This window comes from Burkholderia diffusa (genome assembly GCF_902499115.1).
Taxonomy (GTDB): domain Bacteria; phylum Pseudomonadota; class Gammaproteobacteria; order Burkholderiales; family Burkholderiaceae; genus Burkholderia; species Burkholderia diffusa.
In genome coordinates this window covers 75,307-95,022 of the sequence record NZ_CABVPN010000006.1, presented here as the reverse complement: position 1 = coordinate 95,022, position 19,716 = coordinate 75,307, and the positions used below count along the sequence as shown (strand labels likewise).

Genomic DNA, 19,716 nt, shown 5'->3' with positions numbered 1-19,716 from the left:
GGGTCACGACGCGCGCGTTGCGCGATCGCCGTCCATCGCGCGGCGCAGGCTCGCGGGGCGCATGTCGGTCCAGACGGTCTCGATGTGCGCGAGGCAGTCGGCTTTCGGGCCGCGCACGCCGACCTCGCGCCACCCGGCCGGCACGGGCCGGAACGTCGGCCAGATCGAATACTGTTCTTCGTCGTTGATGACGACCGTGTAGACGAGGTCGTCGGTGTCGGCGGAAGGCGTCGTGGTTTGCGTCATGATCGAAAAAAGCGGGAGGCGGTTGAAGGAGGCGAAGCGGCGAACTGTCGGATCGGCCGCTCCTGTCTTGAAGACGATTGGCCGGCGCGATTTTTTACCGGCGCCGCGCGCGGCCGCCGAGAAACACCGGGCACGCGTCACCGCGATGGCACGCGTCGAGGCATTCCGCGCAGTGCCGCTCCGCGTCGCGCACCATGAAATGCACGAGTGTCTGCGACACGTTCAACGCGCGCGCCGCGGTCTGCAGCGTCTCCTCGCGCAGCCGCACCATCTCGAACGCCGCGCGGCTGCGCGCCGGCAGGTCGTCGAGCGCGGCCCACACGCGGCGCAGCGTGTCGCGCGTCATCAGCGCGGCCTCGGGCGTCGGTTCCGGCGACGGCACGTCGAAGCCGTCGTCCTCTTCCGTGTGATAGACGTTCTCGAGGCTTTGCCGGCGGCACGCATCGATCGACGCATTGCGCACCATCCGCGTCACGTATGCGACCGGCTGGCGCACCGCGTCCTGGTTCGGGAATTCGACGAGCTTCACGAACACGTCGTGCACGACGTCCTCGGCGCGGCTCGCACAACCGACGAAGCCGCGCGCGACGTTGACGAGCATCGCGCGATGGGCGATCAGCACGTCGAGCAGCGCACCCTGCGCATGCGGCTCGGCGGTACGGCGCGCCCGCGGCGCGGGACGCGACGGCAGGTCCGGATAACTGCCGAGGAACGGGTTCGCCGTTGCCGCTGCCGGTCGTTCGAGCACTTCCGCCATAGCCATCGATCTGCTCCGTCAAATTCCGAGATAGCGCAATTTAACGTAAACGCAAATCATTCTCAATCCGATTACGAGATGACCCTTTCGGTTGTCAGGATTTGTCTGATTAATTGACGGATTCGGTGTTTTGACGAACGGGACAGGCCGAACGACAGGATCTCGACGAAGACGCCTCCGCCACCGTCGCACGGCTCGTGCCGGCCACCGCCGAAGCGCATCCGCGCCACGTGTGCGACTTCGTGCATCGCCATCACAAGGTGTGTCGCCGGGTGCTTTGAGCGGCGCGCCGCGAGCCTGGAAAAAAGCGCCGGCATGCCGGCGCTTTCACGTGAGGTGCGTGCGGTGCGTCGAGCCGCGCTCGCGCGGCTCGCGTCAATAGATGAACAGCCGGATCGTTGCAGTCGCATCGAACCGCCCGATCTTCGGCGGCCCGAACGACTTGAGCACCGCGTCCATCAATACGCTCTGGTTCATGACGTTGGACGGAAACTGAGCGAGGTTGAACTGTTGGTTGAACGGAATGGCCTTGCCCTGGCTGTCCTCGATCCCGATACCGAAATTGCTGTCCTTCGCCGGCACCAGCAAGCCGTTCTGAACCGGATAGCTCGTTTCGAAATATCCGTCGACGCGTACCGCGACGTTGCATTTCTTGGTCAACGACAACGAGAACCGCTTGCGCGGCACCGCCGGCATGAAGCCGTTGCCCACGGCCTGCACCTGTCCGAAATTGACGATGCCCGGTTCGGGCGTCACGAGCACGTCGACGAAGCACGGCGTCGGCTTGAGGTTGCGCAGGCCGCTCAGGCGGTACTGGAAGCTCGGGTTGTATGCATTCAGCCCGAACTCGCCGTCGAACTGGAATACCGTGTAGATATCGCTCGGTGGCTGGACCCAGTTGCCCTTCTTGCGCACGACGACCTGGTAGTCGATGCTGATACGGGTCTGCTCGCAACGTCCGCGATCGAAGTCGTACTTGCTGCACGGCGGCACCGAATAGCCGGTAAACACCCCTCCGCCGCGATTACTCGTCTTGTCGAAATAGTCGATTCCCTTGTAGCGGATGCCGATCTCCAGCCCCCACGCCGCCGGGTTCGTGCGATTCGGGTTCGCGTAGAAATAGATGTTGTCGACGACTTTCAGGCTGCCTGCATCGCCGAGGTCCTTGTAGCAATACCCTGACGTGGTGCGGACCGGCGACACCCAGATCACGTATCCGTCCGGCGCGTCGGTCGGATACGACGCGACACCGCCGATCGGCTCGGTCAGCGAGGTCGCACCGCTGTTCGTCAGGCATCTTAGCGCCCACGCCGGCTGCGCGGCCGCGACCAGCAATCCCAGCACGAGCCAGCGCAGCCACGCCGCCGGCAACCGCCGTTCGCGCATCCCCCCGCTCATTTCTTCACGCTCTTGCAGGCACCGGCCTCACACGCATACTCGACCGCCACCTGGCCGCCGTAGTCGTCCACGTGCGTGACGAACAACGTCGACGGCGTCGCGGCCTTGAACGGCACGTCGGCCGTGCTCATCGGGCTCACCATCACCGGGTCCAGCGGCACATGCGTCTTCTGCGCACCCGAAGCCACGTCGACGATCGTAATGTGATACGGCGTCGGATTGTCGAACACGAGCTTGTGCGCCCCCGCGTCGACGCGCAGCGTCATCGGCAGCGTCCAGTCCTCGTCGCGCGCGGGCTGCACGCCCTTCGGCCGGTAGAACAGCTTCATCTGCGTATGCAGCGCGATCTGCAGCGTGTTCGGCGTATCGGTCTTCGGCGGCACTTCGCGGATGTTCAGGTAGAACACCGATTCGCGATCGGCCGGCAGTTCGGTGCCCGGCAGCTTCGCGATGCGCAGCACGTTGCGCTCGTTCGCCTCGACGCGCTGCAGCGGCGGCACGACCATCAGCGGCGACGTGATCTTGTTGCCTCGCGTGTCCTCGAGCCACGACTGCACGAGATACGGATACGTCGTGCTCTTGTTCGTGATGGTGACGATCGCGGCCGGTTCGCCTTCGTTGAAGATCACGCGCGTGCGGTCCGGCACGATCGCCGCATGCGCGACGCCGGCGAGCAGCGCGCTGGCCACGGCCAGCATGCACGACGCGCGGCGCGGGAAGAAAAGAGAGAAAGCGTGGTTCATCGCTGGATCCGTCAAATCATCGTTCCGTCCGTGCGGCCGTTGCATGCGGCTCGCCGGGCGTCTGGCACGTCACCGGAATCGGCGTGCCTTCGAGTTGAAGCTGGTTGGGCAGTGCATTCACCGCGCACAGCGTGCGTTCGCCTGCACGCACCACGAGCGCGGATCTCGGCTGCACCTGGGTCAGGAACGCGGCGCCGGCTTCGCCGACGATGCCGAGCTCCTTGCCGTTCGCCGCGTCCTGCACGGATGCGCCGAACGGCACCGGCTTGCCGGCCGCATCGGTCAGCGTCAGGTACAGGTTGCTGCCGCGTGCGGTGGAGAACTTCACGAAGCCGATCGCGCCGTCGGTCAGCACCATGCGCTGGATCGGGTTCGACACCTGCACCTCGAGCGGCAGTTTCTCGACGTTGACGGTCGCGTCGTACACGTTGTACGGCGAAATCCCGTCGAGCACCGCGTAGCCGCGCGAATCGGTATGCGTGAGCGTGCCGGACAGCGGCACGTCGGGCACGCCGTCGGTCGATACCAGCAGGCGCGTATCGCCCGCGTTGCCGTTCGCATGCGCGGACACGCCGTACTGCGTCGCGACGAGCGAGCCGTCGACTTCGAGCGACGCGGCCGCGTACGCGTTGGCGAGCGTCGACGCCTGCGCGCTCAGCTGGTAGGTCGACGTGCGCTGGCGGAAGCTCGCGTTCGCCGACGCGCGGCCGTCGGTCGCGCCCGCATTGATCTGGTAGGTGCGGCCGGCCGGATCGTCGTAGATGTAGCCCGCGTTCACGCTCGTGCTGCCGCTGCCCGTCGTCAGGTTCGACGTGACGGTGTGGCGGCCGCCGATCGGCAGCGTCGCGGTCACGGAAAACTGGTTGCCGCTCGCGCCCGCACTCTGCGTGCGGAACGCGGACACGCTGACGTTCAGGTTGCGCAGTGCGCCGACCGAGAACGCGCGCGTCAGCGTGAGACCCACGCGCTGCTCGGACGAGCGCGCCCAGTAGGTCGTCTGGTCGTACGAGAAATAGGTCGACGTGTCGCCGAAGCGCTTCGACATCGTCGCCGAGTAGCGCTGCTTGCTGTTGGCGAGGCCGTACGCGGTCGGGTCGCCGGAGAACTGCGCGAAGTTGGTGTACTCGCGCTCGGAGAAGCGATAGCCGAAAAAGCGCACGTCCGCATCGAGCCCGTCGAAGTGCTTCGAATAGTTGATACGGTACGAGTTGCCGTTGCGCGTCGCGCCGTTCCACCACAGCCGCGCGCGTGCGTGTGTGACGTCGGCCGACACCGCGCCGAACGTGCCGAAATCGCGGCCGACGCCGAGCGCGATCGACGTGTAGCCCGATGCGGCGATGAAGCCGCCGTACAGCGTGATGTCGAACGGCAACCCGTAGGCGGCTTCGCCGAACCCGAAGAACGGCGTGATGCCGGCGCCGCCGAACTGCCGCGGCTTGCCGACGGCGGCCTTGTAGCGCAGTTGTCCGGTGCGCGCGAGGAACGGCACGGCGGCCGTCGTCACCTGGAAGCGCTGCACGCTGCCGTCTTCCTCGTCGACCGTGACGTCGAGCGTGCCCTGCACGCTCGTATTGATGTTCTGCAGCGCGAACGCGCCGGGCGACACGCGCGTCACGTACAGCACGCGGCCCGCCTGCGACACGGTCACGGTCGCGTTGGTGCGCGCGACGCCCGAGATCAGCGGCGCATAGCCGCGCAGCGAAGGCGGCAGCATCCGGTCGTCGCTGCGGATCGATGCGCCGGTCAGCGCGAACGTGTCGAAAATGTCCGAGCTCAGGTAGTCGTCGCCGAACGTCACCGTCGACTGGATCGACGGCAGCGCGCGAAACGCATAAAGCCGGCTGAAGCGGAACGTGCGGTCCGCATACGCCGTGTTGCCCACGTTCGACTGCACCTGGTAGTCGCCGCGAAAGCGCCACGCGTCCCAGTTCGCGCCGATCGTTCCGTAGGCCTGGACCGAATTCGTCTGTCCGCCGCCCGAACCGAAGTTGCGGTTCGTGTTCGCGATCACGCGATAGTCGAGCATCGCGCCCGGAATCCCGTCGGACCAGCTCGACGGCGGCAGGTACGTCGAATCGGTGAATTCGAGCGCGGCCTGCGGAATCGTGATCTTCAGCCGGCCGTCGCTCTTCAGGTAGCGCACGGTCGCGCCCTCGATCGCGCCGAGATCGACGCAACGTCCGCCCTGAAAGCGCGGCAGGTCCTTCGCGAGCGATGGTTTCAGCCCGAACCGCGCGACGAGTTCCGGCGGCAGGCACGGCTTGCCCGCGCCGGATGCGTCGAGCGCGATGAACTGGATCGCCTGCAGCCCGTAGAACAGGTCGTTGACCTGCACGTCGAGCATGTATTCGCCCGGCAGCGTGAAGTCGGGCTGCGAGAACTGCGACAGGTCGACGTTGTTCGTGCCGTCGATGTCGAGGAACGACGAATTGAATTCCGTCGCATGGCTCTGGCTGCCGACCACCAGCACGGAGACGCAAAGGAAGGAATGTCTGATTCGCACGCGGCGCTACCGGAAATCCGGGGAAGGTGAGACGTGAAGGAAAGGAAGCCGGAGAAAGGGTGCGGACACCCCTTCCCCGGTACGGCCGCTTACTGGTAGCGGACCGTGAAGTTCGCGACGCCGTCGGCCGTACCCGGCGTCACGCCGGCGGCCGTGGCTTCGTACATCGCCGCGAAGCGTGCGGTGTTGGTGCCGTTTTGCAGCAGGGTCGGCGCCTTCTGTTCGGCGCCGTTGTCGAGGTATTCGCCCGACGCGGCCTGCAGGCGGATGCCGACGTTGGTTGCCGAACCGATCGTGGCGAGCAGCTTCGGCTGGCCTGCGCTCGACGTGCCCGTGAACGTGAAGTATGCGTTCTGCGCGATGCTGGTGTCACAGTCCGTCAGCTTGATGTCGAACGACACCGCGTCCGACTTGTCGCCGGCTTGCTTGAACTTGTTGGTCGGCACCTTGCCGAGCTGCACGGTCTGATTGACGGAGTTCGAATCGATGCCGCATGCGCCCGCGACGATCTCGCCCGTGAAGTTGATCGTGCCGGTGCCCGCTGCGAAGGCCGAGGTGGACAGGGCTGCGAGTGCGACCGCGCTCAGGAGGGTTTTTTTCATGACGTGTTCCATGAGAATTGCAAAGGGAATGGACGACGTGGCGGATACAAAAGGCAGCGTGTGGTTGGCTCCCGTCCGTCACGAGGCGGCATTATCGAGATAGGAGTGAAAGAATTTTGTAAATCATTGTCAAATCTCAATGACAATCTTTGTTTTACGCATTTTTAAACCCCATTCCTTCCTGCCAATTCTCAATTACGACATTTTCTTCCGCAGTCCTTTTCTATTTTTCGGAACCGACTGAAAATTAAAGACAATTCGTTTTATCGATTGAAATATCCCGGCTTCTCTTTGCTGGGCAAAGACTTTCCAGATACCGGATGTGAGCCGACAAAATTCGGTCCGATCCCGCCATCGTTGCATGACCACAACGAAACAATTCAACGATTTTCAACCAACAGGAAATTAACGGGCGATATTCAACGACGCGAAACTTTCGCGCAAACGATTGCAATATCTGTACAAACGTTTCACCGCGACACTTCGTCGCCCATGATTATTCGCAATACGTGAATTAATCGAATCGTCAACCCGGAATTAAAGCGGCCGCATAAAGCCGTGCGCCGGGACGACATTCGCGACACTGGATGGAGTCGAAACTGGAGGAAATCCGGCACGATCGGAGGCCGGCGGCGACGCGATCGGTCGCCGGGATGCGAGTCGAGTGGAAGGCGGCCCTTCAACCCGGCTGCGTGGAGAAAAACAGGCGCGACGAAGCGCGCATGCGCGTGTCGTCGATCGCGGCCGGTGACCCGACCGCAGCAACACCGACCGGGGTAGCGGCGACGCATCGCCATGCGCCGCCGCTACCTGCCCGGTCCCGGTCAAGACATCACGCGGCAGCTTCGCCAGCCGTGGCCGGCGCCCACCCGCCGCCCAGCGCGCGATACAGCGCAATCGCATTCGCGAGCCTGCGTTCCTTGAGCCGGATCAGCTCCTGTCCCGACTCGTACGTGCTGCGTTGCGCGTCGAGCAGTTCGAGATACGTCGCGACGCCGCCCGCATAGCGGCGCTCGGCGAGCTTCAGCCGCGCGCCGTCGGCCGCATAGACGTCCTGCTGCGCCGCGAGCTGGCGATCGATCCAGTCGCGCGCGGCGAACGCGTCGGCCACTTCGCGGAATGCGGTCTGCACGGTCTTCTCGTATTCCGCGACCGCGATGTGCTTGCGTGCGTTCGCGACGTCGAGATTCGCGCGATTGCGGCCGCCCGCGAAGATCGGCAGCGTGATGCGCGGCGCGAACGTCCACACGCTCGTGCCGCCCGCGAACAGGCTCGAGAACGCATCGCTGACCGAACCGTAGTCGGTCGTCAGCGCGATGCGCGGGAAGAATGCCGCGCGCGCGGCGCCGATCTGCGCGTTCGCGGCCTTGAGCCGCGACTCGGCCTGCCGGATGTCCGGCCGCCGTTCGAGCAGCGCGCTCGGCGCGCCGGGCGCCACCGGCGCGATCGCGAGCGTGTCGAACGCGGTGCCGTCGGCCGGCACGGTGCGTGCGAAATCGCCGGCGAGCAATTGCAGCGCGCGCACCGACTGCGCGTGTTCGCGCTGCAGCGCGGCCTGCGACGCACGCGCGGACGCGACCAGCATCTCGGCCGAACGCAACTCGATCGCGTCGCTCGTGCCGGCCGCGTAGCGGCGCTGCGTGAGCGCGGCGATGCGCTCGCGCGCGTCGAGCGTGCGCTGCGCCAGTGCCAGTTGCTCGCGCAACGACCGTTCGGAAACATACGCGCCGGCGACTTCGGCAATCACGCCGATGCGCACCGTGCGCTGCGCATCGGCCGTCGCGAAATACTCGGCGAGCGCCGCATCGGACAGGTTGCGCACGCGGCCGAACAGGTCGAGCTCGTACGCGCTGACGCCGACGCCCGCGCGATACAGCCCGCTCACCGCGCTCTCGCGCACGACCGGGTCGTACTGGCGCGTGCGTTCGTAGCCGAGGTTCGCGTCGACCGACGGCATCAGGTCCGCGCGCTGCACGCCGTACAGCGCGCGCGCTTCGTCGAGCCGGCCGGCCGCGATCCGCAGGTCGCGATTGTTGGCGAGCGCGGCATCGATCCACGCCTGCAACGCCGGATCGGTGAAATACGCGCGCCAGTCGTCGAGCAGCGCGGCATCGGCGGATGCAGCCGCCTCGACCGCCGGCTGCGTGTCGCCATCGACCGGCGTGTAGCTGGCCGGCACCGGCGCGGCCGGTCGCTCGTAGCGCGGTGCGAGCGAGCATCCGGCGAGCGCGAACGCGAGTGTGGCGGCCAGCGCGACCCGAGCGCGCGGCGTCGCGCACGCCTTCAGGTAAAACGTCATTGCGAACCCTCCATCGTCGCCGGCTGCGATCCGCCGCGCCGGCGCGGGCCGACGTCGAACAGGCGACCGACGCTCACGAAAAACAGCGGGACGAGAAACACCGCGAGCACCGTCGCCGTGATCACGCCGCCGAGCACGCCGGTGCCGATCGCCATCTGCGCGCCGGACGCGGCGCCCGATGCGAACGCGAGCGGCAGCACGCCGACGCCGAACGCCAGCGACGTCATCACGATCGGCCGCAGCCGCAGGCGCGCGGCCTCGAGCGCGGCGTCGACGAGCGACATGCGCTGCGCGACCAGGTCCTTCGCGACTTCGACGATCAGGATCGCGTTCTTCGCGGACAAACCGATCGTCGCGATCAGCCCCACCTTGAAATAGATGTCGTTCGGCATCGCGCGCAGCGTGACGCCGAGCACCGCGCCGATCAGGCCGAGCGGCACGACCAGCATCACCGCGAACGGGATCGACCAGCTCTCGTAGAGCGCCGCGAGCGCGAGGAACACGACGAGCACCGACAGCGCGAACAGCATCGGCGCCTGCGCGCCCGACAGCCGCTCCTCGAACGACTGCCCCGACCACGCGTGGCCGATGCCGGCCGGCAGCTTCGCGGCGAGCCGCTCGATCGCGGCCATCGCCTCGCCACTGCTGTGGCCGGCCGCGGCCGAGCCGTTGATCGTGAACGACGGATAGCCGTTGTAGCGCGTGAGCTGCGGCGGCCCGAGCGTCCAGTGCAGCGTCGCGAACGCCGCGAGCGGCACCATTTCGCCGCGCGCGTTGCGCACGCGCAGCTTCTTCACGTCGTCCGGATCGAGCCGGCGCAGCCCGTCGGCCTGCACGATCACGCGGCGCACCTGCGTGCCGTGCATGAAGTCGCCGATGTAGTCGGAGCCGAACATCACCGCGAGCGTCGTGTTGATCTCGTCCATCGACACGCCGAGCGCCGACGCCTTCGCGCGATCGATGTCGAGTTTGAGCTGCGGCGCATCCTGCGTGCCGGCGAACATCAGGTCGGTGAGCGCCGGATCCTTGCCGCCCGCCGCGAGCAGTTGCTCGCGCGCGGCACTGAACGCCGCGTAGTCGAGCCCGCTGCGATTCTGCAGCCGGAAGTCGAAGCCGCTGGTCGAACCGAGATCGGGCAGCGCCGGCGAGTTCATCGCGAACACCGTGGTGTTCGCCGCACCCGCGAAGCGCTCGTTGATGCGCGCGACGATCGCCTGCACGTGATCGCGCGCGGCCTTGCGTTCCTTCCAGTTCTTCAGCGTGACGAAGATCATCCCGCCGTTCGGCCCTTCGCCGTACAGGTTGAAGCCACCGAGCGCGAACGTATATGCGGCCGGCTCGTCGTTGCGGATATATGACTCGACCTCGCGCACGCTCTGCATCGTTTCCGCGAGCGGCGTGCCCTGCGGCCGGATCACCATCACCATGAAGTTGCCCTGGTCCTCGTCAGGCAGGAACGCGGTCGGCAGTTGCGTGAGCATCAGCGCGGCCGCCGCGGTCAGCGCGCCGTACACGAAGAGCCAGCGCACCGGCTTCTTCAGCATCGTGCCGACGCGCGTCGCATAGCGCTGCGTCGCACGCGCGACGAAGCGGTTGAACCAGCCGAAGAAGCCGCGCTTCTCGTGATGGTCGCCGGACACCGGCTTGAGCAACGTCGCGCACAGCGCCGGCGTCAGCGACAGCGCGAGAAACGCCGAGAAGCCGATCGACACCGCGAGCGCGAGCGCGAACTGCCGGTAGATGTTACCCACCGCGCCGCCGAAGAACGCCATCGGCACGAACACCGACGTCAGCACGACCGTGATGCCGACGATCGCGCCGCTGATCTGCGTCATCGCCTTGACGGTCGCGTCGTAGGGCCCGAGCCCCTCCTCGACCATCAGCCGCTCGACGTTCTCGACGACGACGATCGCATCGTCGACGAGGATGCCGATCGCGAGCACCATCCCGAACATCGTCAGCACGTTGATCGAGAAACCGGCCGCGTACATCACACCGAACGTGCCCGCGAGCGCGACCGGCACGACCAGCGTCGGGATCAGCGTCGCGCGCAGGTTCTGCATGAACAGGAACATCACGAGGAACACCAGCACGCCGGCCTCGATCAGCGTCGTGACGACCTTGTTCATCGACACGCGCACGAACGACGACGTCTCGTACGGGATCTGGTATTTCACGCCCGGCGGGAAGTACGCGGACAGCGCGTCCATCGTCGCGCGCACGCGCTTCTCGGTTGCCACCGCGTTGGAGCCCGGCGCGAGCTTGATGCCCATCCCGGTCGCGGTCTTGCCGTTCACGTACGACGGATAGTTGTAGTCGTTGCCGCCGAACTCGACGCGCGCGACATCGCGCAGGTAGAGCGCCGAGCCGTCCGGCTGCGTGCGCAGCGCGATCGCGCCGAAGTCGGCCGGCGTCTTCAGCGGCGCGTCGGCGAACACCGTCGCCGCGATCGGCGCGGTGTCCGGCACCGCGCCGCGGCCGATGTCGCCGATCGTCACGCGCGCGTTGTGCGCGCGCACGGCCGACGAGATATCCGACGCGGTGAGGCCGTGCCCGGCCATCTTCACCGGGTCGGGCCAGATCCGCATCGCATATTCGGCGCCCCAGAACTGCACGCGGCCGACGCCGTCGACGCGGCGCAGCGCCTGCACGACGTTCGCCGACGCGTATTCGCCGAGCTGCACGTCGGTCATCCGGCCGTCGTCCGACGTCAGCGACACGACGAGCTGGATGTTGTCAGCGGCCTTCTCGACCTGGATGCCGTCGCGCCGCACGGGCTCGGGCAGCCGCGCCTCGACGGTCTTCAGCCGGTTCTGCACCTCGACGGCCGCGAGATCGGCGTTGACGCCCTGCTTGAACGTCAGGTACAGCGACGCGGCCCCGGCGCTGCTCGTCGCGGACGTATATAGCAGCCCCGGCGCGCCGTTCATCTCGCGCTCGATCAGCGCGGTCACCGATTCCTCGACGACCTGCGCGGACGCGCCCGGGTACGTCGCATAGATGCTGACGACGGGTGGCGCGATGTCCGGGTACTGCGCGACGGGCAGCGCGCGTATCGCGAACGCGCCGCCGAGCATGATGAAGAGTGCGATCACCCACGCGAAGACGGGGCGATCAATGAAGAAACGTGCCATGTTGGTCTCGGTAAACCGGTCAGGTTTGACGGGCGGCCGCCTGTGACGCAGCCTTCGTCGGCGTTGCCTGTTCGACGGGCTTGACGGCGGTATCGGGGGCGAACTGCGCGGCGTTATCGACGATCACGCGCTCGCCGCCCGCGAGGCCGCGCGTGATGCGCCAGTCGCGTCCGCTCATCCGGTCGGCGACGACCTCGACGTCCTTCACCTTGCCGTTCGCGCCGACCACGCGCACTGACGTGCGGTCGGCCGTGCGCAGCAGCGCATCGCGCGGCACGAGGATCGCGCGCTGGTCGACGGCCGCGTCGAGCGCGATCCGCACGTACGCGCCCGGCAGCAGTTCGCGTTCGGGATTCGGGAACAGCGCGCGCATCTCGACGGTATCGGTGGTCGGGTCGACCGCGAGATCGCTGAACAGCAGCCTGCCCTTCAGCGGATACGCGGTGCCGTCGGCACGCAACAGCGTCACCGTGACGTCGTGCTGCGCGATGCCCGTCGCGCGACCGCTCTTCACCGCACGGCGCAACGCATCGACGTCGGCCGCCGGCTGCGAGAAATTCACGTAGATCGGATCGAGCTGCTCGACGGTCGTGAGCGGCGTCGCCTGGTCCTGGCCGACGAGCGCGCCTTCGGTCACGAGCGCGCGCCGCGCGCGGCCCGAAATCGGCGCGGTGACGGTTGCATAGTCGAGCTGCAGTTGCGCGCGGGCGAGTTCGGCCTTCGCCGAAGCGACGCCGGCCTTCGCCTGCGCGTCGTCGGCAACGGCCTCCGTGTGATCGCGCTCGCTGACCGCATGGTCGCGCACCAGGTCGTCGTAACGGCGGCGCTTGTCGCTCGCCGCGAGCGCGGCGGCCTGCGCCTTCGCGAGCGCGCCCTGTGCGGCGTCGCGTGCGGCCTTCAGCGGTGCCGGGTCGATGCGGAACAGCACCGCGCCCTGCTTCACTTCCTGGCCTTCTTCATAAGTCCGCGCGGTGACGATGCCGGCGACCCGCGCGCGCACTTGCGCTTGCCGATACGCGTCGAGCCGGCCGGGCAATTCGACGGTCATCGGCACGGCCGTCGGACGCACCGTGACGACCGTCGCGTGCTGAATGGCCTCCGGCGCCTTGTCCTGTTCGCCCTTTCCGCATCCGGTCACGAGCAGCATGGCTGCGAGCGCGAACGGCGCCAGCCGAAGGCGGCGCCCCAGGGAGCGTTTGTTGTTCATGTATGACCTCGGATCGTTCGCCGCCGATACAATGCGGCGGCTCAGGGTGGCCGATTATAATCAGTCACGACTGATTAAATACATGTGGTTGCAATCCGACCGCGTCACTGTGTCAATTAAGCGACAGCGAACTGTAAGGAAATTCACGCCATGGCCCGCAAGACCCGGGAAGAATCGCTCGCCATCAAGCACCGGATCCTCGACGCCGCCGAGCTCGTCCTGCTCGAGAAAGGCGTCGCGCAAACCGCGATGGCGGACCTCGCCGAGGCCGCCGGGATGTCGCGGGGCGCCGTGTACGGCCACTACCGCAACAAGATGGAAGTGTGTCTCGCGATGTGCGACCGCGCGTTCGCACGCACGTCGGAAGGATTCGACACGGTCGACAGCCTGCCCGCGTTCGCCACGCTGCGCCGCGCGGCGTCGCACTACCTGCAGCGATGCGGCGAGCCGGGCTCGATGCAGCGCGTGCTCGTGATCCTCTATACGAAGTGCGAACAGAGCGAGGAGAACGGCGCGCTGCTGCGGCGCCGCATGCTGCTCGAGCTGCAGATACTGCGCATCACCAAGGCGCTGCTGCGCCGCGCGATCGCGGCCGGCGAACTCGCCGCCGATCTCGACGTGCATCTCGCGGCCGTCTATCTCGTGTCGCTGCTCGAAGGCGTGTTCGCGTCGATGATCTGGACCAACCGGTTGCGCGGCAATTTGTGGAACGACGCGGAAGCGATGCTCGACGCCGGCTTCGACGCGGTCAGAACGTCCAGCGCGCTACGCGTGCGTGCGCAAAAATTGCCTGCTTGAAGAAAAGCCGCGCAATAAATGCTGATTTAACCCGATTTACCGCAGTGCGAAACGAATGAGCTGACCCTCTTTAAAATTTTTAACGTTTCGCGGAACATCGGTAGACTGACGCTGTCATCTTTCTTTAGCGTCTTCGTGGTAATCCGGGTGCGACCCGGAAAGTTCACGCCGCCGTTCGAAGCGGGCCTGCCCGCGAGTTGGGTCGAACGGAAACGACACAGGCCCCTGGCGGGGCCTGTTTTGTTGCACGCCCGTCGCCTGCCCCCGTCGCCACCCGGCGGACATGCCGCCGATGGCTCCCGCCCACACCTCTTTGAACCGCTTTCCTGGATGTGGACACCTTTGGTCAAGCCTGCCGCAACCCCTGATGCTTTCGCGCCCGGCCGCGCGCAGCGCCTCGTGCGCGCGCTCGTGCCGGCCGCCGTCATCGGCGCCCTCGCCGCCTTCGGTCTCGCCGCCGCGCTGCCGGCCGTCTCGCAACTGCCGGGGGCCGTCGATTCGGGCACGGCCGCGCTGCCGCAGCGCGTGCTGTCCGACACGCCGTTTCCCACCGCGCAGCATTTCGTGACGAGCGAACTCGCGCGCACGATCGGCGAGCGCAACGAACTCAATGAACGCGGCGAGCGCAGCCTGCAGCCGGGCCTGTTCGCGCCGCTCAGCGTGCACCGCAACGACATGCTCGGCTATACGAGCCTGTTCCAGTTCGCGCCGCCCGAACAGCAGCACGGGATGCGCGCGGGCGACATCGAACTCACGCTGTCCGATACGCTGAACCGTCTCGACGTACCGCCCGAGGTGCGCATCCAGCTCGGCGATCTCGTCACCGGCAAGGTCGATATGCGCGCCGGCGCACGGCGCGGCGACTACTACCGCCTCGCGTACGACACCAACAACGGCACGCCGCACCTCACCGCGCTCGAGCTGCGCATCGCGGGCCGCACGTTCGGCGCGATCTGGTTCCGCGCGCCGGGCGCCGACCACGGCGCGTACTACACGCTCGACGGCGCACCGCTCGAGGCGGCCGCGTTCACGATGCCCGTCAAGTGGACACGTATCAGCTCCTTCTTCGGCGAACGCATCCACCCGCTGTCGCAGGCGATGGCGTTCCATACCGGCGTCGACCTCGCCGCGCCGTCCGGCACGCCGGTCAATGCGGCGGCCGACGGTGTCGTGTCGTTTGTCGGCACCGATCCGGGCGGCTACGGCCACTACGTGATCGTCGATCACGCGGACGGTTATTCGACCTACTACGCACACTTGTCCGCGTACGCGCGCGGACTGAAGACCGGCGAAACCGTGAAGCAGGGGCAACGCCTCGGCTCGGTCGGGATGACCGGCGCGGCCACCGGCCCGCATCTGCACTTCGAAGTGCGCGTCGCGAACGATCCGGTCGATCCGCTCGTCACGCTCGCGAGCGCGCAGACCGGGCTGTCCGACATGCAGCTCACGGCGTTCCGCCAGGAAGCGACGCAATGGCGCTTCCGCCTCGCGTCGATCAGTACGACGCCGTTCGCATTCGCGCAGACCGACGGCCCGCTGTGGGGCGACTTCGCGACCGGTCCGTCGACGCTGCGCGCGGTCTTCGATACGCACTACAGCGCGTCCTGACGCCGACGCACCACGAGCCTCATCACGCCCGTCGCCGCTCGAGCAGCGGCGACGCGGCCCGCGGCGGATCTCCGCAAGCGCCCGATCTTCATCGCCAGCCATGCGCCGCAGGCATCGCACGCGCCCGCCGTCACCGCGCGGGTTCCGTGCGCTCGGCCGCCGCCCGCGCGACGCGCTCCGCACGCGGGCGACGCGACAGCAGCCAGCGCGCCGCGCCGTCGAGCGACGTGCACAGCACCAGATAGATCGCCGCGACGAACAGGAAGATCGGCGCCGGATAGACCATCAGCCTGTTGTTCACCTGCGTCGCGACGAACGACAGTTCCGGCACGCCGACGATGTACGCGAGCGACGTGTCCTTCACGAGCGCGACCCACTGGTTGACGAACGACGGCGTCATGATCCGGATCGCCTGCGGCAGCAGCACGTAGCGCACGGTCTGCCAGCGCGTGAGCCCGAGCGACAGCCCCGCCTGCCACTGCCCGTCGCCTGCCGCGACGATGCCCGCATGCACGGCATGCGCGAGATACGCACCGCCGATCAGCGCCAGCGCGCACACGACCGTCGCGAGCCCCGGCACGTCCATGTGCAGCAGCATCGGCATCAGGAAATACGTCCAGAAGATCAGCATCAGCACCGGAATCGCGCGGAAGAAGCCGATGAACGCGAGCAGCAGCACGCGCAGCGGGCCGCGCGCGAGCGCCATCGCGACGCCGAGCGCGACGCCCAGCACCGCGGACGTGAGCGCCGACGCGATCGCGAGCATGAGCGACAGCGCGGCACCGCCGAGCGCGCCGTCCGGGAACGCGCCGACGAGCAGGTACGGCAGGTTGTCGAGCAGCAGCGAGAAGTCCATCGTCAGCGCCCCGCCCCGAGCCGGTCGCGCCATTGCGTGGCCGCATATGCGCCGGCCTCGATCGCGGCCACCGCGGCGATGTACAGCACGGTCGCGACACCGAACGCGGCGAACGTCTTGAACGTCTCGGTCTCGACCTGCCGCGACGCATACGACAGCTCGGCGACGCCGATCGCCATCGCGAGCGACGAGTTCTTCACGAGATTCATGTATTGGCCGAACAACGGCGGCAGCGCGATGCGCACGGCCTGCGGCAGCACGACGTAGCGCAGCGACTGCATTGGCGTGAGGCCGAGCGCCGCAGCCGCATCGTGCTGCGCGCGGCGCACGCCGCGCAGCCCGGCTTCGCATTCCTCGGCGACGAACGCGGCCGTATACGCGCTCAACCCGAACCAGCCCGCGACGAACTCGAACGACGGCCACGCAAGCGTGAACGGGCCCGCACACAGTTGATGGCGCGCGTTCAGCCACGCGACCCACGTATCGGGCAGCAACGACGCGACGCCGAAATACCAGAACAACAACTGCACGAGCAGCGGCGTGTTGCGGAACGCGACGACGTAACCGGCCGCCAGCGTACGCGGCACGGTGCCGCGCGTATGTCGCATGACGGCGAGCAGCAGCCCGCCGACGGTCGCGGCGAGCGCCGACGCGGCCGCGAGGCCGAGCGTCAGCAGGAAGCCCTGCCAGAGCCAGGACAGATATTTGGGAGCCAACCCGAGCATGCCGTGGTGCGCGCGCGAAGCGCGCGATCGAAAAGAAACGGAAAGCGCCGCGGCCCCTGCGCACCGGCGTGGCCGGCGGCGGAACGCGGCGCACCTGGCGTGGGACTCAGGTCTTGTCGCCGATGCGGAAGATGCGCGTGAGCGGCGTCTTCGTCGTCGGCCCGAACCACGCGTCGTAGATCTGCCCCGCGCGGCCGTTCGCCTCGAGGCTCTTCAGCGTGTCGTTGACGAAGCCGAGCAGGCGCGTCTCGCCCTTCGGCACGCCGACGCCCATGTAGTCGTTCGAGATCGTGAACGCCGGGATCTCGTAGTTCTGCTTGTCGGGCACGTTCGCGAGCAGGCCGATCAGTTTCGGCCCGTCCTGCGTGATCGCCTGCACGTTGCCGGCGCGCAGCGCGGCGAACGCGAACGGCGTGTCGTCGTACGCGACGATCGTCGCTTTCGGGAATTTCTCGCGCAGCGTGATTTCGTTCGTCGTGCCCTTGTCCGCGCCGACGCGCAGGCTGTTCAACTGGTCGGCCGATTTCAGCACGCCCTTCTTCGCGAGAAACTGCTGGCCCGACGAGAAATACGGGATGCTGAAGTCGACCTGCTTCGCGCGCTCGTCGGTGATCGTGAAGTTCGCGAGCACCAGGTCGACCTTGCCGGAAGTCAGGAACGGAATGCGGTTCGCAGGATTGGTCGGCTGCAGTTGCAGCTTCACGCCGAGCTTGTCGGCCAATGCCTTCGCATAGTCGACGTCGAGGCCGACGATGTGATTGCTCTTGCCGTCGACATAGCCGAACGGCGGATTGCTGTCGAAGGTCGCGACGCGCAGCACGCCGGCCTTCCTGATGTCGTCGAGGCGGTCCGCGTGCGCGACCGTGCCGGCCGTGACGAGGGCGGCCCCGACGAGCCACGTAGCGAGAGTGTGGATTTTCATGAGCACGACCTGATTTGTCATGAAGGCCGCCGCGGATCGCGCCGCGGCCGGTTCGAGGAACATCGCGACGCTGTGTGTCGTCGCGAAGCCGCTAACGTATCAGCGCGTGCGGCGATTCCGAACCAACAAATGGTGCTTTGCTCTGCGGCTTTCGTGATGAGTCTTGCAGACGGCGGGCATCGCGGAACGCTTCGAAAAAAAGACGCCCGCTGCACGCAGCGGGCGCGAATCCCAGTCAAGGAGGTGTCACACGAACTACGGGTTCAGAATAAAAGCACCGCCCGCGGCGAACAACGAAGCGATTCCGATATCGATATCGCGCGTCCCGCGATGAGCTTGCACGCGTCCATGCGAAGCCGTCGCGCATGAAAAAACGGCGCGCCGCCTGTGAGGCGGAGCGCCGTCCCGTTGCACGTTGCCGGTCGATGCGGGCAGCTTCGCGAGGCTGCCCCGCCGATCACGGTTCGTGACGCAGATACCCAACCTTGCTCGGATCGCGCATCCGCCACGACACGAGCAGCGAGATCGCGCACAGCACGGTCACATACCAGTAGAAGGTTTCCTCGCTGCCCTTCGACTTGAACCACAGCGCGACATACTCGGCCGAGCCGCCGAAGATCGCGTTCGCGACCGCATACGACAGGCCGACGCCCATCGCGCGCACTTCGGGCGGGAACATCTCGGCCTTGATGAGGCCGCTGATCGACGTGTAGAAGCTGACGATCGCGAGCGCGATCGTGATCAGCACGAACGCGGCCGTCGGGCTCGTCACGGTCTTCAGCGTGTGCATCAGCGGCACCGTGCCGATCACCGCGAACACGCCGAACAGGATCATCGACGTGCGGCGGCCGATCTTGTCGGACAGCGCGCCGAACACCGGCTGGATCAGCATGTAGACGAGCAGCGCGACGGTCATCACGTTGCTGGCCGTCTTCGCGTGCATGCCGGCCGTGTTCACCAGGTACTTCTGCATGTACGTGGTGAACGTGTAGAAGATCAGCGAGCCGCCGGCCGTGAAGCCGACCACCGTGAAGAAGGCGCCCTTGTGACGCCACACGCCGCGGATCGTGCCCGCATCCTTCTTGTCGCGCGATGCGCTCGTCGACGTCTCGTCGAGCGATTTGCGCAGGTACAGCGAGATCAGCGCGGCCGCCGCGCCGCAGACGAACGGAATGCGCCAGCCCCACGCCTTCAGTTCGTCATTCGACAGCGCCTGCTGCAGGATCACCAGCACCAGCAGCGCGCACAGCTGGCCGCCGATCAGCGTCACGTACTGGAACGACGCGAAGAAGCCGCGCCGCCCTTTAAGCGCGACCTCACTCATGTAGGTCGCGCTCGTCCCGTATTCGCCGCCCACCGACAGGCCCTGGAACAGACGGGCGACCAGCAGCAGCGCCGGTGCGAGCGCGCCGATCTGCGCGTAGGTCGGCAGCACCGCGATCACGAGCGAGCCGCCGCACATCATCAGCACCGAGATCATCATCGCCGCGCGGCGGCCATGACGGTCGGCGATACGGCCGAACAGCCAGCCGCCGATCGGACGCATCAGGAAGCCGGCCGCGAACACGCCGGCCGTGTTCAGCAGCTGCGTCGTCGTGTTGCCGCTCGGGAAGAACGCCGGTGCGAAGTACAGCGCGCAGAACGAGTAGATGTAGAAGTCGAACCACTCGACGAGGTTGCCCGACGAGGCGCCGACGATGGCGAATACGCGCCGCCGGGTGTCTTGCGCGGACAGCGCAGCTTGGTCGGTCTGGACGTCCATGGGTTGGTCTGTTCCTTTTAGTGCTTTCTGGGCGAGACGGCTGGGGGCCGCCGCGTGCGGTCGCACGTGGCACCGGTTCCGGCGCACGGCGCTACGGGATTTTAGCGAAATGTAAAGTAAAAGGCTTTCCGGGTTCGTCCGGATGTAGAAAAATTT

At 66.8% G+C, this 19,716-nt stretch carries 15 protein-coding genes and 1 pseudogene; 3 read left to right on the top strand and 13 right to left on the bottom strand.

The genetic code is table 11. From position 1 onward, the window contains the following. Positions 1-3: 3 nt before the first annotated feature. Together BTE28158_RS07955 and BTE28158_RS07950 are read right to left on the bottom strand one after the other, a co-directional pair. Positions 4-246, bottom strand: a complete 243-nt coding sequence (locus tag BTE28158_RS07955; RefSeq protein WP_151051719.1) for an MbtH family protein — start codon at positions 244-246, stop codon at positions 4-6. A 94-nt stretch (positions 247-340) separates the two neighbouring features. Beyond that, complete coding sequence (locus BTE28158_RS07950; protein ID WP_151051721.1) at positions 341-1,009, bottom strand: RNA polymerase factor sigma-70; 669 nt, start codon at positions 1,007-1,009, stop codon at positions 341-343. Positions 1,010-1,188: 179 nt separating this feature from the next. Here BTE28158_RS07950 and BTE28158_RS32430 point away from each other — a divergent pair. After that, a pseudogene (locus tag BTE28158_RS32430) lies at positions 1,189-1,284 on the top strand (HHHH-motif protein); the annotation flags it as partial. A 94-nt stretch (positions 1,285-1,378) separates the two neighbouring features. Here the strand turns inward: BTE28158_RS32430 and BTE28158_RS07945 are convergent. The 7 genes from BTE28158_RS07945 to BTE28158_RS07915 all read right to left on the bottom strand — a co-directional run bounded on the left by BTE28158_RS07945 (position 1,379) and on the right by BTE28158_RS07915 (position 12,889). Continuing rightward, positions 1,379-2,401, bottom strand: coding sequence for a fimbrial protein (locus tag BTE28158_RS07945; protein ID WP_151051726.1), 1,023 nt, complete (start codon positions 2,399-2,401; stop codon positions 1,379-1,381). Continuing rightward, the gene (locus tag BTE28158_RS07940; RefSeq protein WP_124902471.1) at positions 2,398-3,144 is read right to left on the bottom strand and encodes a fimbrial biogenesis chaperone; all 747 of its coding nucleotides are present in this window, start codon (positions 3,142-3,144) and stop codon (positions 2,398-2,400) included. Before BTE28158_RS07940 ends, BTE28158_RS07945 begins: the two co-directional genes overlap by 4 nt. A gap of 16 nt (positions 3,145-3,160) precedes the next feature. Next, complete coding sequence (locus BTE28158_RS07935; RefSeq protein WP_477021226.1) at positions 3,161-5,647, bottom strand: fimbria/pilus outer membrane usher protein; 2,487 nt, start codon at positions 5,645-5,647, stop codon at positions 3,161-3,163. Between the two features lie 89 nt (positions 5,648-5,736). Further along, positions 5,737-6,249 (bottom strand): fimbrial protein, encoded by a 513-nt coding sequence (locus BTE28158_RS07930; RefSeq protein ID WP_124626140.1) that lies wholly within the window; start codon positions 6,247-6,249, stop codon positions 5,737-5,739. Positions 6,250-7,081: 832 nt separating this feature from the next. Further along, positions 7,082-8,548 carry an efflux transporter outer membrane subunit gene (locus tag BTE28158_RS07925; protein WP_174919779.1) on the bottom strand — a complete coding sequence of 489 codons (1,467 nt, stop codon included), beginning with the start codon at positions 8,546-8,548 and terminating at the stop codon, positions 7,082-7,084. Beyond that, positions 8,545-11,682, bottom strand: a complete 3,138-nt coding sequence (locus BTE28158_RS07920) for a multidrug efflux RND transporter permease subunit (protein ID WP_151052194.1) — start codon at positions 11,680-11,682, stop codon at positions 8,545-8,547. The genes BTE28158_RS07925 and BTE28158_RS07920 overlap by 4 nt, the downstream gene beginning before the upstream one ends. 19 nt (positions 11,683-11,701) lie before the next feature. Further along, positions 11,702-12,889 (bottom strand): MexX/AxyX family multidrug efflux RND transporter periplasmic adaptor subunit, encoded by a 1,188-nt coding sequence (locus tag BTE28158_RS07915; protein WP_151052196.1) that lies wholly within the window; start codon positions 12,887-12,889, stop codon positions 11,702-11,704. A gap of 150 nt (positions 12,890-13,039) precedes the next feature. Here BTE28158_RS07915 and BTE28158_RS07910 point away from each other — a divergent pair, with 150 nt between their 5' ends. Continuing rightward, a complete protein-coding gene (locus BTE28158_RS07910; protein ID WP_124626134.1) occupies positions 13,040-13,687 on the top strand; it encodes a TetR family transcriptional regulator in 648 nt (215 codons plus the stop codon). A gap of 342 nt (positions 13,688-14,029) precedes the next feature. Beyond that, a complete protein-coding gene (locus tag BTE28158_RS07905; protein WP_477021227.1) occupies positions 14,030-15,295 on the top strand; it encodes a M23 family metallopeptidase in 1,266 nt (421 codons plus the stop codon). Between the two features lie 130 nt (positions 15,296-15,425). On the opposite strand, the gene BTE28158_RS07900 is transcribed toward BTE28158_RS07905, so the two are convergent. The 4 genes from BTE28158_RS07900 to BTE28158_RS07885 all read right to left on the bottom strand — a co-directional run bounded on the left by BTE28158_RS07900 (position 15,426) and on the right by BTE28158_RS07885 (position 19,560). Then, positions 15,426-16,151 carry an amino acid ABC transporter permease gene (locus BTE28158_RS07900; RefSeq protein WP_151051730.1) on the bottom strand — a complete coding sequence of 242 codons (726 nt, stop codon included), beginning with the start codon at positions 16,149-16,151 and terminating at the stop codon, positions 15,426-15,428. A gap of 2 nt (positions 16,152-16,153) precedes the next feature. Beyond that, positions 16,154-16,876, bottom strand: a complete 723-nt coding sequence (locus tag BTE28158_RS07895) for an amino acid ABC transporter permease (protein ID WP_151051732.1) — start codon at positions 16,874-16,876, stop codon at positions 16,154-16,156. Positions 16,877-16,982: 106 nt separating this feature from the next. Then, positions 16,983-17,798 (bottom strand): ABC transporter substrate-binding protein, encoded by an 816-nt coding sequence (locus tag BTE28158_RS07890; RefSeq protein WP_151051734.1) that lies wholly within the window; start codon positions 17,796-17,798, stop codon positions 16,983-16,985. 457 nt (positions 17,799-18,255) lie between these two features. Then, the gene (locus BTE28158_RS07885) at positions 18,256-19,560 is read right to left on the bottom strand and encodes an MFS family transporter (protein WP_059606689.1); all 1,305 of its coding nucleotides are present in this window, start codon (positions 19,558-19,560) and stop codon (positions 18,256-18,258) included. Positions 19,561-19,716: the final 156 nt, after the last annotated feature.